We start from the raw sequence: 13374 nt of genomic DNA on the forward strand, positions 1-13374 counted from the left end.
AACAGGAAACCCCAACGTTTCTGCCCCTGCCGGCCAGGCAGCCCGCTTTCTTTGCCTACTTTCTTTTCGGGGAAAAGAAAGTAGGTCGCTCCGGGGGAGCGAAAGCCGTTGACGTTGACTTTGATTTAGATGTTGACTTTGATTTAGATGTTGACTTTGATTTAGATGTTGACTTTGATTTAGATGTTGATTTTGATTTTTTCTTAATAAAGATCGTCGATCCCTCTCCCGCAAGCAGGGGAGGGATCGACGAGAGCGCCGGCGTGAGCGATCACGTAAACCTCACTCCGCCTCAATTTCTAGATCATCCCCTGTACTCGGCTCACGGCACCGTCCAGTTGCTGCTTAAGCGGTGCTAGCAGGCAATGGATGCCATGAGCCTCCAAGGAGGAAGCGTTGTCGCCATCCAATAATTGCAGCACTGCGCCCAGGGCGGCGCTGACGCGCAACAAGGTATCGCAGCCATCTGCCGCCGCGCCGTGAATACTGTCTCGGAGTTCGTCCAGTTGGTAAGCGAGCTCCTGCACTCGGAGCTTGTCCGGTGTGTCGGCGGGAAAGGTGAGTTCGATCAGTTCGGCGATCAAGGGTGATTGGCGGGAAATAGCCAAGGCCGGTGTCGCGGGATTAACGGTGGATTGCTCTGAGCGAGCGGCGGTGTTCGGCATTTCAGGCTCCTTTCATTCCATCGAAAGGCCCGYCGCTCATTTCCACGTGAGGGTGGCGGGCCCGCAGCGAGGGTGGAAATACCGGGGAATGAAAGCAACCGGCCAGCCCGAAGGCTGCCTCGCCCGGCCCGCCTCGGGATTGTAGGCGCGCGCGAACGCATCGGACACAAAAAAGCCACAAATGCGGCTGTCCGTCTTTCATTTCTTCGGGTTTCCACGCCCGGTCACCATTGTGTGATGACGGGTGAATTCTGGCGCAGCCAGCGCGAGGAAGTCAATCAATGTCCCGAGTCGCGTAACTTGAATGCGGCAATCGACCGGTGTCGATGCCAGCGCGGCACGGCAATGCCCCAGCCTGGCCAGGCACAGCTAACACTCCCCGAGCAACGCCAACCCCTACGCCGCGCACCCCATCATCTGCCGCTGCCGATACTCCCCGGGCGCCACGCCCGTCCACTTCTTGAACGCCCGGTGGAACGTGCTCGGCTCCGAAAACCCCACCCGTAGCGCCACCTGCTGCAGTGGCAGGTCGGTGTGCTCCAGGAAGCCGATGGCCGCATCGCGCCGCAGGCTGTCCTTGATGCTCTGGTAGCCCCGGCCCTCGTCGCGCAGCCGGCGGCGCAGGGTTTGCGGGGTCAGCCGCAGGGTTTCGGCCATTTGTTCCAGCGAAGGCAGTTCGCCGTCGAGATGGCAGCGCAGGTGCCGGCGGATGCGCTCGGCCAGGCAGGAGTCGTCGCGGTAGCGGGTCAGCAGGTTGCGCGGCGTGTCCTGCAGGAAGGCCTGCAAGCTGGCGGCGTCCTGCACCACCGGCAGGCGCAGCCAGCCGGCGTCGAAATGCAGCGCGGTATGTGGCTGGCCATAGCGGACCTGTGTGTTGAACACGCGTTCCGTGTCGGTGCGCTTTGCGGGCCTGCCGCCGCGCTCCGGGGCGGGGGCGGCCAGGTCCACGCCGGTCAGCGGGATGCGCTGGGCCACCAGCCAGTTGGCCACGCCATAGGCCTGGAAGGCGAAGGTCGATTCGGCATACAGGCGGCACGCCGTGGCGGGCGCGCGCGGCACCAGCAGCAGGGTGGCGATGCCGGCGTGCTGCTGCAGGCGCGGTACGAAATCATCCAGGTGCAGCCGGTATTGCTGCAGGCCGACGCGCAGCGCGTCTTCGAGCGTGGCGCAATGGATGAGCGCGCGGCATGACTGGGCGAACACGCCCGGCTTGAGCGGCCGGTTCAGCAGGCCCCAGAATTCGTCGCGGGTGACGCGGCGCATGCTGCGCATCAGCGCGGCGAACTGGTCCTCGGTCACGCGCGCGCTGGCCGACTGCAGCAGGGCGGGGGAGATCCCGGCGCGACGCAGCAGGGCGTCGATATCGCAGCCGAGGCGGCGCGCGCCCAGCAGGATCTGCTGGAGCTGCAGCACGGAAATGGTATGGGTGTGGCGCGCGGCGGGCCGCGCGCCGGCATGCCGGGTGGGCTGCGCGATCGGCGCGGGCTTCCCGGCGGCGTCGAGCCGTGGGCGTGCCGCGAACGAAACGGGTAGCGGCGCGGGTGTGCCCGCGCCGGATGCGACGATATGCATGGTCTCCTCGTCCTCGTTGCCGTCGGTTTCGGCATGCGCGCGCTTTGTTGCGCCGCGGCATGGCCGCTGAAGCGGACCCGTCTGGCGATGCCGGATCTCTGCCGGCTATGGCGCCAGTAAGCCTGACGCCACGGGCGCCGACAATCCGGATTTACCAAAGGCAGGCTTTTGCCTGAGCGATTCGGCCAATCATTTTGGGCCGAATGGTCATTGTCCACGCAGCGCAGCATCGCGCAATCTGAGCATCGGCCGCGCGCCATCCTCCGGCGCCCTTCCCGCCGTCCCCCGCGGACGCATTTCCGTGCACGTCATTCAGGAGCAGCGATGCAGCAAACACGCCGCAAGGCATTGCAGCAGATCGGCGCCGGCGCCCTCGCCGCCGGCGGTCTCGGGCTGGGCCTGGCGCCGGCGCGCGCCCAGGCTTTCCCGTCCAAGCCGGTCCGCCTGGTGGTGCCTTACCCGGCTGGCGGCGCCACCGACGTGCTGGCGCGTGCCGTCGGCGAGTCGCTCGGCAAGCTGTGGCAGAAGCCCATTGTGGTGGAGAACCGCCCGGGCGCCAGCGGCATGATCGGCGCGGATGCCGTGGCCAAGGCCGACCCGGATGGCCATACCGCGCTGCTGACCATCACCACGCTGGTCCAGGCGCCCAGCCTCTACACCAAGGCGCCGTTCGACCCGGTGCGCGATTTCGCCCCGGTGTCGCAGCTCGGCACCACCAGCCTGGTGTTCGCTGTGCACAACTCGGTGCAGGCCACCACGCTGGCCGAGTTCATCGCGCTGGTGAAGTCCAGGCCGCGGCAGTTCAACTACGGCTCCTTCGGCACCGGCTCGAGCGGCCATCTCTACGGCGAGGTCTTCAACGAAGCAGCCGGGCTGGACATGACCCATGTCTCATACAAGGGCGAGGCGCCCGAGCTGAACGACCTGCTCGGCGGCCAGGTGCCGGCGGCCATCATCTCGGTGATGGGCGCGCGCCCGCATATGGCCTCGGGCCGCCTGCGCGCGCTGGCGGTGACCGGCCCGGCGCGCGCGCCACAACTGCCCGACGTGCCCACCTTCCGCGAATGCGGCATCGCGGGCATGGATTCGATGGGCTGGTTCGGGCTGCTGCTGCCCGCGGCCGCCCCGCGCCCGGTGGTGGAGAAGTTCTCCGCCGACGTCAACCGCGTGCTGGCGTTGCCCGCCGTGCGCGGGCGCATGAACGACATGGGCGTGGTGCTTTCGGGCAGCACGCCGGACGCCTTCGCCGACACCATGCGCAGCGACTATGCCCGCTGGGGCAAGGTGATCCGCACCCGCAATATCCGCCTTGACTAGCGCCGTGCCGGCGGCGGCCGGCGCCTTACCCTTACCCGTCTTCCGATGACCCCAGCCGATTCCGTTCCCACGCACGCTTCCTCCGCTCCCGCCTACCGCTCTGCCTTCTGGCCGCCCGGCATGCCCGGCCAGGTACGGGTGCCGCGCACCAGCCTGGCCTACAACGTGGAGGTTGCCGCGCGGCGCTATCCGGACAAGACCGCGATCCAGTATTTCGGCAACGCCATCACCTACGCCAGCCTGCAGGCGCAGATCGAGCGCATGGCGGGCTACCTGCAGCACGCCTGCGGCGTGGCCGCGGGCGAGCGCGTGGTGCTGTTCAGCCAGAACTGCCCGCAGTTCATCGTGGCCTACTACGCCATCCTGCGCGCCGGGGCGGTGGTGGTGCCGGCCAATCCGATGTGGCTGACCGCGGAGCTCGAGCATGTGGTGGAAGACAGTGGGGCGGTGGCGGCGTTCGTCGCGGCCGAGCTGTATCCGCGCATCGCACCGTTGCATGGCGCCCGCCTGCCGCATCTGATCGTGCACCAGTACGGCGACCTGCTCGGCGACGCCGGCCCGCTGGTGCCCGCATGGCTTCACGAGCGCGCGCCGCTGCCGGCATCCGCGCCCGCCGGCGCCACGCTCGCGCAATGGATGCAGGCCGACGCCGCGGGCCATCGCCCGCGCGCGGACGAGGCCGGCTACGACACCCTGTGCATGCTGGCCTATACCTCCGGCACCACCGGCCACCCGAAGGGCTGCATGCATACGCACGGCACGCTGATGAGCGCGGCCGTGGGCTCGCAGCTGTGGCGCAGCGCCAGTCCCGACAGCGTGACCCTGTCGGTGGCGCCGATGTTCCACCTGCTTGGCATGCAGAACGGCATCCATGCCCCGCTCTACCTGGGCGCCACCATCGTCCTGCTGCCGCGCTGGGACCGCGCGCTGGCAGCAGAGCTGATCGAGCGCTACCAGGTCACCACCTGGGGCGCGCCGCCGGCCATGCTGGTGGACTTCTTCGCGCAGCCCGACATCGCGCAGCGTGATCTTTCCAGCCTTGCCTACCTGGGCGGCGGCGGCGCGGCCATGCCCGACGCGGTGGCGACCATGCTGCAGGAGCGCTTCGGACTGCCCTATGTCGAGGCCTATGGCCTGACCGAGAGCGCGGCCTTCCTGCTGTCCAACCCGCGCCACCGGCCCAAGCGCGAATGCCTGGGCATCGCCACCTTCGGCGTGGACGCGCGCGTGATCGACCCGCATACGCTGGCCGAGCTGCCGCAGGGCGAAGTGGGCGAGATCATCACGCACGGCGCGCAGATCATGCTGGGCTACTGGCGCAACCCGCAGGCCAACGCCGAATCGTTCATCGAGATCGGGGGCAAGCGCTTCCTGCGTACCGGCGACCTGGGCTTCATGGACGCGGACGGCTATTTCTTCATGCGCGACCGGCTCAAGCGCATGATCAACGCCTCCGGCTTCAAGGTCTGGCCGGCCGAAGTGGAGAACCTGCTCTACGGCCATCCGGCCATCCACGAGGCCTGCGTGATCGCCGCGCGCGACGAGCGCCGCGGCGAGACGGTCAAGGCGGTAGTCGCGCTCAAGGCCGCCGCGCGCGGCACGCCCGAGGCCAGCGCCGAACAGATCATGGCGTGGTGCCGCGAGCGGCTCGCCGCCTACAAGGTGCCGCGCATCGTCAGCTTCGTCGATGCGCTGCCCAAGTCCGCCACCGGCAAGATCCAGTGGCGGGCGCTGCAGGAGCAGGAACAAGCGCAAGGCGGCACGGCCGCCGCCGCGGGCGTGGGCGCCTCCGGCCCGGACTGAGGCGGAACAAGGCAGGCACGGCAAGTACGGCAAGCATRGCAAAGACAAGAGATCACCGAAACGAATGGGGGAGACAACGATGAAGGCAACTCGGCGAACCTGGCTGGGCCAGGCGGCGGCACTCGGTGGCGGTGCGCTGCTGGGCGGATGGCAACTGCCGGTGCTGGCGCAGGGCAACTACCCGGCCAGGCCCCTCCGCATGGTGGTGCCGTATCCGGCCGGCGGCGGCACCGACACCGTGGCGCGCATGATCGGCCAGCGCCTGACCGAAGCCTGGGGCCAGCCCGTGGTGGTGGACAACAAGCCCGGCGCCAGCGGCATGCTGGGCAACGATATCGTCGCCAAGGCGGCTCCGGATGGCTACACGGTGCTGCTCGGCATCACCGCCATGATCCAGTCTCCGAGCCTGTACAAGCGCATTCCGTACGACGTGGCGCGCGATTTCCAGCCCGTCTCGCTGCTGGCGCGGTCGTCCGACCTGTTCGTGGTGCCCAACCGGGTGCCGGCCAGCACCCTGGCGGAGTTCGTGGCCCTGGCCAAGGCCAGCCCCGGCAAGCTCAGCTACGGTTCCTACGGCAACGGCACTTCCTCGCACCTGCACGGCGAACTGCTCAAGATGCAGGCCGGGCTGGACCTGGCGCATATCCCGTACAAGGGCGCCGCGCCACTGATGAGCGACGTGCTGGGCGGGCAGGTGGATTCGGCTTTCGTCGATGTGACGTCCGCGAACAGCTATTTAAATAGCGGCAAATTCAAGATCCTGGCCATCACCGGCGCGCAGCGCTACAAATCCATCCCCGCGGTGCCCACTTTTGCCGAGGCAGGCTTTGCCGGCTTCGAGCCGAGCGGCTGGTTCTCCGTGTTCCTGCCGGCCAAGACGCCGCGCGACGTGGTGAACAAGATGTCGGCCGAGATCGGGCGCATCGTGCGCCTGCCCGAGATCTCGCAGAAGCTGGCGGCGATGGGCCTGCAGCCGGTGGGATCGTCGGCCGAGGAGCTGGCTTCGGTGATCGCCACCGATACGCCCAAGTGGGCGCGCATTGTCCAGGACGCGCACATCCAGCTCGACTGAGCGGCCGCGCCAAGTCTGCGGGCGCCGTCGTCGGGCGCCTTATCCGATACATCATCGCTTGTCTGATACTGAAGGAATCCGCCATGGAGACCATCCGCTACGCCGTCGCTGACGGCATTGCCACCCTGACCCTGGACTACCCGAAGCGCAAGAACGCGCTTAACGGCACCATGCGCCGCGAAATCGGCGACGTGGTCCACCAGCTCCGCCAGGACAGCAGCGTGCGCGCCCTGATCCTCACCGGCGCGGGCACGGACTTCTGCTCGGGCGGCGACATCAGTTCGATGCAGGGCGACATCAGTGCCGACCAGGGCCGCCAGCGCCTGGCGGCGATCCATCCCTGGCTGGAAGACCTGATCCACCTCGACCGCCCGGTCATCGCCGCGGTGGACGGCGCGGCCTACGGCGCCGGCTTCAGCCTGGCCCTGGTGGCCGACATCATCCTGGCCACGCCGCGCGCGCGCTTCGGGCTGCCGTTCCTGCGGCTGGGCCTGATCCCGGATTGCGGCGTGTTCTACACGCTGCCGCGCATGATCGGCCTGCAGCGTGCCAAGGCGCTGATGTTCTCGATGCGCGAACTCAGTGCGCAGGCGGCACTGGAGCAGGGCATCGTGATGGAGATCGTGCCCGAGGATGCACTACAGGCGCGCGCGCTGGCGCTGGCCTCGGCTTTCACCGAGGCATCGCCGGTGGCGGTGGCGCTGACCAAGAAGGCGCTCAACGCCTCGCTCAACCAGGACCTGCACAGCATGCTGGAGATGGAGGCGGACGGCCAGGGCATTGCGTTCGCCACCGACTACCGCAAGGAGGCCGCCACGCGATTCCTGGAGAAACAGCCCCCGCGTTATCGCTGGCCGGACTGACCGCCCGCAGAAGGTATGGCGACGCATTACTGCGCGCCGAAGAACCAATCCCCCTCGGAGACGAAGACCAATATGAAAGCCACGGACAAGAATACGGCGATGGCGGCACGCAAGGTGCCCTGGATGAACGAAGAGCTGACGATGTTTCAGGACACCGTGCGGCGTTTCGTCGAGCGCGAGCTGGTGCCGAACGAAGCGCGCTGGGCCGAGCGCGGCTATATCGACCGCGAGGTCTGGAACCGGGCCGGGGAAGTCGGCCTGCTGTGCGCCAGCATTCCCGAGGAGTACGGCGGCGGCGGCGGGAACTTTGCTCACGAGGCCGTAATCTGTAACGAAATGGCCCGTGCCATTGCCACCAGCCTTGGCAATGGCGTGCACAGCGGCATCGTGGCCCATTACTTGCTCAACTACGGCACCGAGGCGCAGAAGCGCAAATGGCTGCCGCAGATGGCTTCTGGCGCCATGGTGGCCGCCATCGCCATGTCGGAGCCCGGCGCGGGGTCCGACCTCAAGTCAGTACGCACCCGCGCGGTGCGTGAAAAGAACCAGAACGGAGACATCTATCGCATCAACGGTGCAAAGACCTTTATTACGAACGGCTACCACGCCGACCTGATCTGCGTAGTGGCCAAGACCGATGCCGAAGCCGGCTCGCGCGGGGTCTCGCTCATCATGGTCGAGACCCGTGACCTGGCAGGCTTCAGGCGCGGCCGCATCCTGGAAAAAATCGGACAGAAAGGGCAGGACACCGCGGAGCTGTTCTTCGACGATGTCTGCGTGCCGGTGGAAAACCTGCTTGGTGCAGAGGAGGGACAGGGCTTCTATCAGTTGATGCAGCAGTTGCCGCAGGAACGCATGATCATCGCGCTCGGCGCGGTGGCGAGCATGCAGCGCGCCATCGAGCTGACGACGGAGTATGTGCGCGAGCGCCAGGTGTTCGGAAAACCGCTGATCGATATGCAGAACACGCGCTTCAAGCTGGCGGAGTGCAAGACCGAGGCAACCATTGCCGCGACCTTCGTCGACGATTGCATGATGCGCCTGCTCGCGGGCGAACTCGATGCGCCCACCGCGGCCATGGCCAAGTGGTGGTGCTCGCAGAAGAACTGCGAAATCATCGACGAATGCCTGCAGCTGCATGGCGGCTACGGCTACATGCTGGAGTACCCGATCGCGCGAATGTACGCCAACGCACGCGTGAGCAAGATCTACGGCGGCTCCAACGAGATCATGAAGGAGCTGGTGGCGCGCACGCTGTGACGCGCGCATGTGGCCGCCGATGTGGCGGCTTGTGTGGCCACCTGTGTGGCCACATGCGCAGTGCGGCGCGTGCATGCGCGCGGAGGTTGCGCAAGGCCCTCATGCCGACGTCGTAGGACGTTGGCTGTAGGCCTGCCCGCAATGCCCCGTGTGGCGCGGCTTGCAGGTTCTGGAGCGTGCCTCTGGTTACAAAACCAACTGTGCATGGAGAGCGGGAAAGGTGTAATGTGTGTCACAAGACATGGTCCAAATGCCCGTCGCGAGTGGGGCCTGGAGCAGCGGTACGGTGAGTCGAAACCTCTGTTGCGCGCTTGCAAAACCAGTTGCAGACGCAGTTGCAAAGTTCGTCAACCGGCTCTCAGCCTTCGCCGTTATTTGACTATGATGAAGTAAAGGCCTCGCAACATGGCCAGCACCGCCAAGCCGGGGTGGCGGAGCCGCAAATCGCTGGCGCGGGATCTTTGGATGTAGCGGTTGTGCCTTCGCCTCGGACGGGAATCTGACGGGAGTGAGGTATGGACATTTTCGGCCACTTCGCCACACGCTTCGAAGCTCGCAAGGAAGAGGAATACAGCATCCAGGAGTATCTGGATATCTGCAAGAAGGATCCTTCCGCCTACGCGACCGCGGCCGAGCGCATGCTCGCCGCCATCGGCCAGCCCGAACTGGTGGATACCCACCACGACCCGCGGCTGTCCCGCCTGTTCTTCAACAAGGTCATTAGGATCTATCCGGCCTTCCGCGAGTTCTACGGCATGGAGGACACGATCGAGCAGATCGTCGCCTTCTTCAAGCATGCCGCGCAAGGCCTCGAGGAACGCAAGCAGATCCTCTACCTGCTCGGCCCTCCCGGCGGGGGCAAGTCCTCGCTGGCGGAGAAACTCAAGGCCTTGATGGAGCAGATTCCCATCTACGCCTTGCAGGGCTCGCCCATCCATGAATCTCCGCTCGGGCTGTTCTCGCCCGAGGAAGACGGCAAGATCCTGGAAGAGGACTACGGCATTCCCGTACGCTATATCAACACCATCGCCTCGCCCTGGGCGGTCAAGCGCCTGCACGAGTTCAACGGCGACATCACGCGCTTCCGCGTGGTCAAGCTGCGGCCCTCCGTGCTTTCGCAGATCGCCATCTCCAAGACGGAGCCGGGCGACGAGAACAACCAGGACATCTCCTCGCTGGTCGGCAAGGTCGATATCCGCAAGCTCGAGGATTTCCCGCAGGATGATCCGGACGCTTACTCGTATTCCGGCGGGCTGTGCCTGGCCAACCGCGGGCTGCTCGAGTTCGTGGAAATGTTCAAGGCGCCCATCAAGGTCCTGCACCCGCTGCTGACCGCGACGCAGGAAGGCAACTACAAGGGTACCGAGGGCTTCGGCGCGATCCCGTTCGACGGCGTCATCCTGGCGCACTCGAACGAAGCCGAGTGGCAGACCTTCAAGGCCGACAAGAACAACGAGGCTTTCCTCGACCGTATCTACATCGTAAAGGTGCCGTATTGCCTGCGCGTGTCGGACGAGGTGAAGATCTACGACAAGCTGCTGCGCAGCAGTTCGCTGTCGGCCGCGCCGTGCGCGCCCAACACCCTGAAGATGATGGGGCAGTTCGCCGTGCTCACGCGCATCAAGGAGCCGGAGAATTCGAACATCTTCTCCAAGATGCGGGTGTATGACGGCGAAAGCCTGAAGGACGTCGACCCGAAGGCAAAGTCGTACCAGGAGTACCGCGACTACGCCGGCATCGACGAAGGCATGAACGGCCTGTCCACGCGCTTCGCGTTCAAGGTCCTGTCCAAGGTCTTCAACTTCGACAACACCGAGGTGGCCGCCAATCCGGTGCACCTGCTCTACGTGCTCGAACAGCAGATCGAGCGCGAGCAGTTCCCGCCGGAACAGGAAGCCAAGCTGCTGTCGTACATCAAGGAGTACCTGACCACGCCGTTCGTGGAGTTCATCGGCAAGGAGATCCAGACCGCCTACCTCGAGTCGTATTCCGAGTATGGACAGAACATCTTTGATCGCTACGTGGTGTTCGCCGACCTCTGGATACAGGACCAGGAATATCGCGACCCGAATACCGGAGAGATTCTCGACCGCAACGCACTGAACGACGAACTCGAGAAAGTGGAGAAGCCCGCGGGGATATCCAATCCCAAGGACTTCCGCAACGAGATCGTCAACTTCGTGCTGCGCGCGCGGGCCAACAACGCGGGGAAGAATCCTGCGTGGACCAGCTACGAGAAGCTGCGCATGGTGATCGAGAAGCGCATGTTCTCCACCACCGAAGACTTGCTGCCCGTGATCTCGTTCAACGCCAAGTCCTCCCGCGAGGACCAGGACAAGCACGCGAACTTCGTCAACCGCATGGTTGAGAAGGGCTACACGGCGAAGCAGGTCCGCCTACTTGTGGAGTGGTATTTGCGCGTCAGAAAATCATCGTAACGGCGCCTGGACGAGGCCTCTCCAAGAGGGCATGCATATGGCCACGGTCATCGATCGGCGCGAGAACGGCGGYAACAAGAGTGCCGTCAACCAGCAACGCTTCATCAAACGCTACCGCGAACAGATACGCCAGGCGGTAGCGAAGGCGGTGTCCGGCCGGAAGATCATGGACATCGAGCAGAGCGGCCAGGTGTCCATTCCGGTCAAGGACATCTCCGAACCCGCCTTCCACCACGGCCAGGGCGGCCGGCGGGAGTGGATCCACCCGGGCAACAAGAAGTTCATCCGGGGGGACAGCTTCGACCGCCAGCAGCAAGGCGGCGGCGGGGGCGGCTCGAAGGCCAGCGACTCGGGCGAGGGCGAGGACGATTTCGTCTTCACCCTGTCGCGCGAGGATTTCCTCAATTTCTTCTTCGAGGACATGGCGCTGCCGGACATGGCCAAGCGCCACCTTGCCAAGATCGCCGAGGTCCGCAAGGTGCGCGCCGGCTTTTCCATCGACGGCACGCCTTCCAACCTTTCCATCCTGCGCACCATGCGCAGCTCGCTCGGGCGCCGCATCGCGCTGTCCAGCCCTTACCAGAAAAAGCTCGACGTGCTCGAGCGGGAGTACGGCGAGGTACTGGAACAGGACGGGCCGTACTCGGCGCGCGCGCTCGAGATGATGAAGGAGATGCGTCACCTGCGCGCCTGCGTGGAGCGCGTGCCCTTCATCGAGAAGCTCGACCTGCGCTACAACAACCGCGTGCTGAAGAAGCGGCCGCAGGCGCAGGCGGTCATGTTCTGCCTGATGGACGTGTCCGGCTCGATGGACGAGAGCCGCAAGGATCTCGCCAAGCGCTTCTTCATGCTCTTGTACCTTTTCCTCAAGCGCAACTACGAGCGCATCGACGTGGTGTTCATCCGCCATCACACGGTGGCCAAGGAAGTCAACGAGGAGGACTTCTTCCATTCGCGCGAATCCGGTGGTACGGTTGTATCCAGCGCGCTCAAGCTGATGGTCGAGGTGATCCACGACCGCTATCCGGCCAGCCAGTGGAATATCTACGTGGCGCAGGCATCCGACGGCGACAACTGGGCGGGCGATTCGGAGTTGTGCGGGCGCCTGCTGCGCGAGTCCATCCTGCCACTGGTGCAGTACTACGCCTATGTGGAGGTGGCTTCGGAGGAACCGCAGAATCTCTGGGAAGAGTATCTGATGGTCAGGGACCGGTACGAGAACTTCGCCATGCAGCGCATCATCGGGGCGGAGGAGATCTATCCCGTGCTGCACGACCTGTTCCAGAAGAAGGCGGCCTGGCCTGCGAGCCGCTGACGCGGAGCATGCCGGCGGCGAACGTGCCCGTCTCCCGCCCTGCGGGCAGCGGCACTGGTTCCAGTTGAGCAAGACGCGGGCGCACCCTTCACCCGCAACGGGGGTCGTAAATGGCATATCTGTCTACCGGCTCGGAGTGGACCTTCGAGCTGATCAACCGCTATGACCGCGAAATCGCCCGCATCGCAGGCGACTTCGGCCTGGATACTTATCCCAACCAGGTAGAAATCATCACCGCCGAACAGATGCTCGATGCCTACGCATCGTCCGGCCTGCCGGTTGGCTACAGCCACTGGTCCTACGGCAAGCATTTCCTCGCATCGGAGCGCAGCTACCAGCGCGGCCACATGGGGCTGGCGTACGAGATCGTCATCAACTCGAATCCGTGCATCGCCTACCTGATGGAAGAGAACACCATGCCCATGCAGGCGCTGACCATCGCGCACGCCTGCTATGGCCACAACTCTTTCTTCAAGGGCAACTACCTGTTCCGCACCTGGACCAATGCGGACGCCATCATCGATTACCTGCTGTTCGCCAAGAACTACGTGGCCGAGTGCGAGCAGCGCTATGGCGAGCAGGAGGTGGAGCTGCTGCTGGATTCCTGCCACGCCCTGCAGAACTACGGCGTGGACCGCTACAAGCGGCCCAAGAAGCTCTCCATCACCGAAGAGCAGGCGCGCCAGAACGAGCGCGAAAGCTACCTGCAGACGCAGGTCAACGATCTGTGGCGCACGCTGCCGAAGCACCGCGCGCACGCGCTCGAAGACGACGACGCCTTTGAGCGGGAACCGTCCTTTCCGCCAGAGCCGCAGGAGAACCTGCTGTACTTCATCGAGAAGAATGCGCCGAAGCTCGCACCCTGGCAGCGCGAGATCGTGCGCATCGTGCGCAAGATCGCGCAGTACTTCTACCCGCAGCGCCAGACCAAGGTCATGAACGAAGGCTGGGCCACGTTCTGGCACTACACCATCCTGCACCAGCTCTACGAGGAGGGCCTGGTCAACGACGCCTTCATGATGGAGTTGCTGCAGGCGCATACCAACGTGATCTACCAGCCGCCGTACAA

11 protein-coding genes are annotated in these 13374 nt (G+C 65.0%); 9 read left to right on the forward strand and 2 right to left on the reverse strand.

Annotated elements, in window-relative coordinates; genetic code table 11:
• Window positions 1–359 (forward strand): hypothetical protein (locus AC1DO7_RS33460; RefSeq protein ID WP_477117072.1); only part of this gene is annotated, 359 nt, incomplete at its 5' end.
• On the opposite strand, the gene AC1DO7_RS33465 is transcribed toward AC1DO7_RS33460, so the two are convergent.
• Together AC1DO7_RS33465 and AC1DO7_RS33470 are read right to left on the reverse strand one after the other, a co-directional pair.
• Complete coding sequence (locus AC1DO7_RS33465; RefSeq protein WP_441650070.1) at window positions 300–665, reverse strand: DUF1484 family protein; 366 nt, start codon at window positions 663–665, stop codon at window positions 300–302. The genes AC1DO7_RS33460 and AC1DO7_RS33465 overlap by 60 nt on opposite strands.
• A 396-nt stretch (window positions 666–1061) precedes the next feature.
• Entirely contained in the window at window positions 1062–2237 is a 1176-nt protein-coding gene (locus tag AC1DO7_RS33470; protein WP_441650071.1) for an AraC family transcriptional regulator, read from the reverse strand.
• A gap of 324 nt (window positions 2238–2561) precedes the next feature.
• Here AC1DO7_RS33470 and AC1DO7_RS33475 point away from each other — a divergent pair, with 324 nt between their 5' ends.
• The 8 genes from AC1DO7_RS33475 to AC1DO7_RS33510 all read left to right on the forward strand — a co-directional run.
• Window positions 2562–3554 carry a tripartite tricarboxylate transporter substrate binding protein gene (locus AC1DO7_RS33475; protein ID WP_441622241.1) on the forward strand — a complete coding sequence of 331 codons (993 nt, stop codon included), beginning with the start codon at window positions 2562–2564 and terminating at the stop codon, window positions 3552–3554.
• A gap of 45 nt (window positions 3555–3599) precedes the next feature.
• Window positions 3600–5357 carry a long-chain fatty acid--CoA ligase gene (locus tag AC1DO7_RS33480; protein ID WP_441622243.1) on the forward strand — a complete coding sequence of 586 codons (1758 nt, stop codon included), beginning with the start codon at window positions 3600–3602 and terminating at the stop codon, window positions 5355–5357.
• Window positions 5358–5436: 79 nt separating this feature from the next.
• Entirely contained in the window at window positions 5437–6429 is a 993-nt protein-coding gene (locus AC1DO7_RS33485; RefSeq protein WP_441622245.1) for a tripartite tricarboxylate transporter substrate binding protein, read from the forward strand.
• 83 nt (window positions 6430–6512) lie between these two features.
• Window positions 6513–7292: an enoyl-CoA hydratase/isomerase family protein gene (locus AC1DO7_RS33490; RefSeq protein WP_441622247.1), complete on the forward strand. Its 780-nt coding sequence runs from the start codon at window positions 6513–6515 to the stop codon at window positions 7290–7292.
• A 99-nt stretch (window positions 7293–7391) separates the two neighbouring features.
• A complete protein-coding gene (locus AC1DO7_RS33495) occupies window positions 7392–8552 on the forward strand; it encodes an acyl-CoA dehydrogenase family protein (RefSeq protein WP_441622279.1) in 1161 nt (386 codons plus the stop codon).
• A 515-nt stretch (window positions 8553–9067) separates the two neighbouring features.
• Window positions 9068–10990 carry a PrkA family serine protein kinase gene (locus tag AC1DO7_RS33500; protein WP_441622249.1) on the forward strand — a complete coding sequence of 641 codons (1923 nt, stop codon included), beginning with the start codon at window positions 9068–9070 and terminating at the stop codon, window positions 10988–10990.
• A gap of 37 nt (window positions 10991–11027) precedes the next feature.
• The gene (locus AC1DO7_RS33505) at window positions 11028–12305 is read left to right on the forward strand and encodes a YeaH/YhbH family protein (protein ID WP_441622251.1); all 1278 of its coding nucleotides are present in this window, start codon (window positions 11028–11030) and stop codon (window positions 12303–12305) included.
• A 110-nt stretch (window positions 12306–12415) separates the two neighbouring features.
• Window positions 12416–13374: SpoVR family protein (locus tag AC1DO7_RS33510; protein WP_477117073.1), on the forward strand; the 959-nt coding region annotated here is incomplete at its 3' end.

This window comes from Cupriavidus sp. 05N40 (assembly GCF_056397305.1).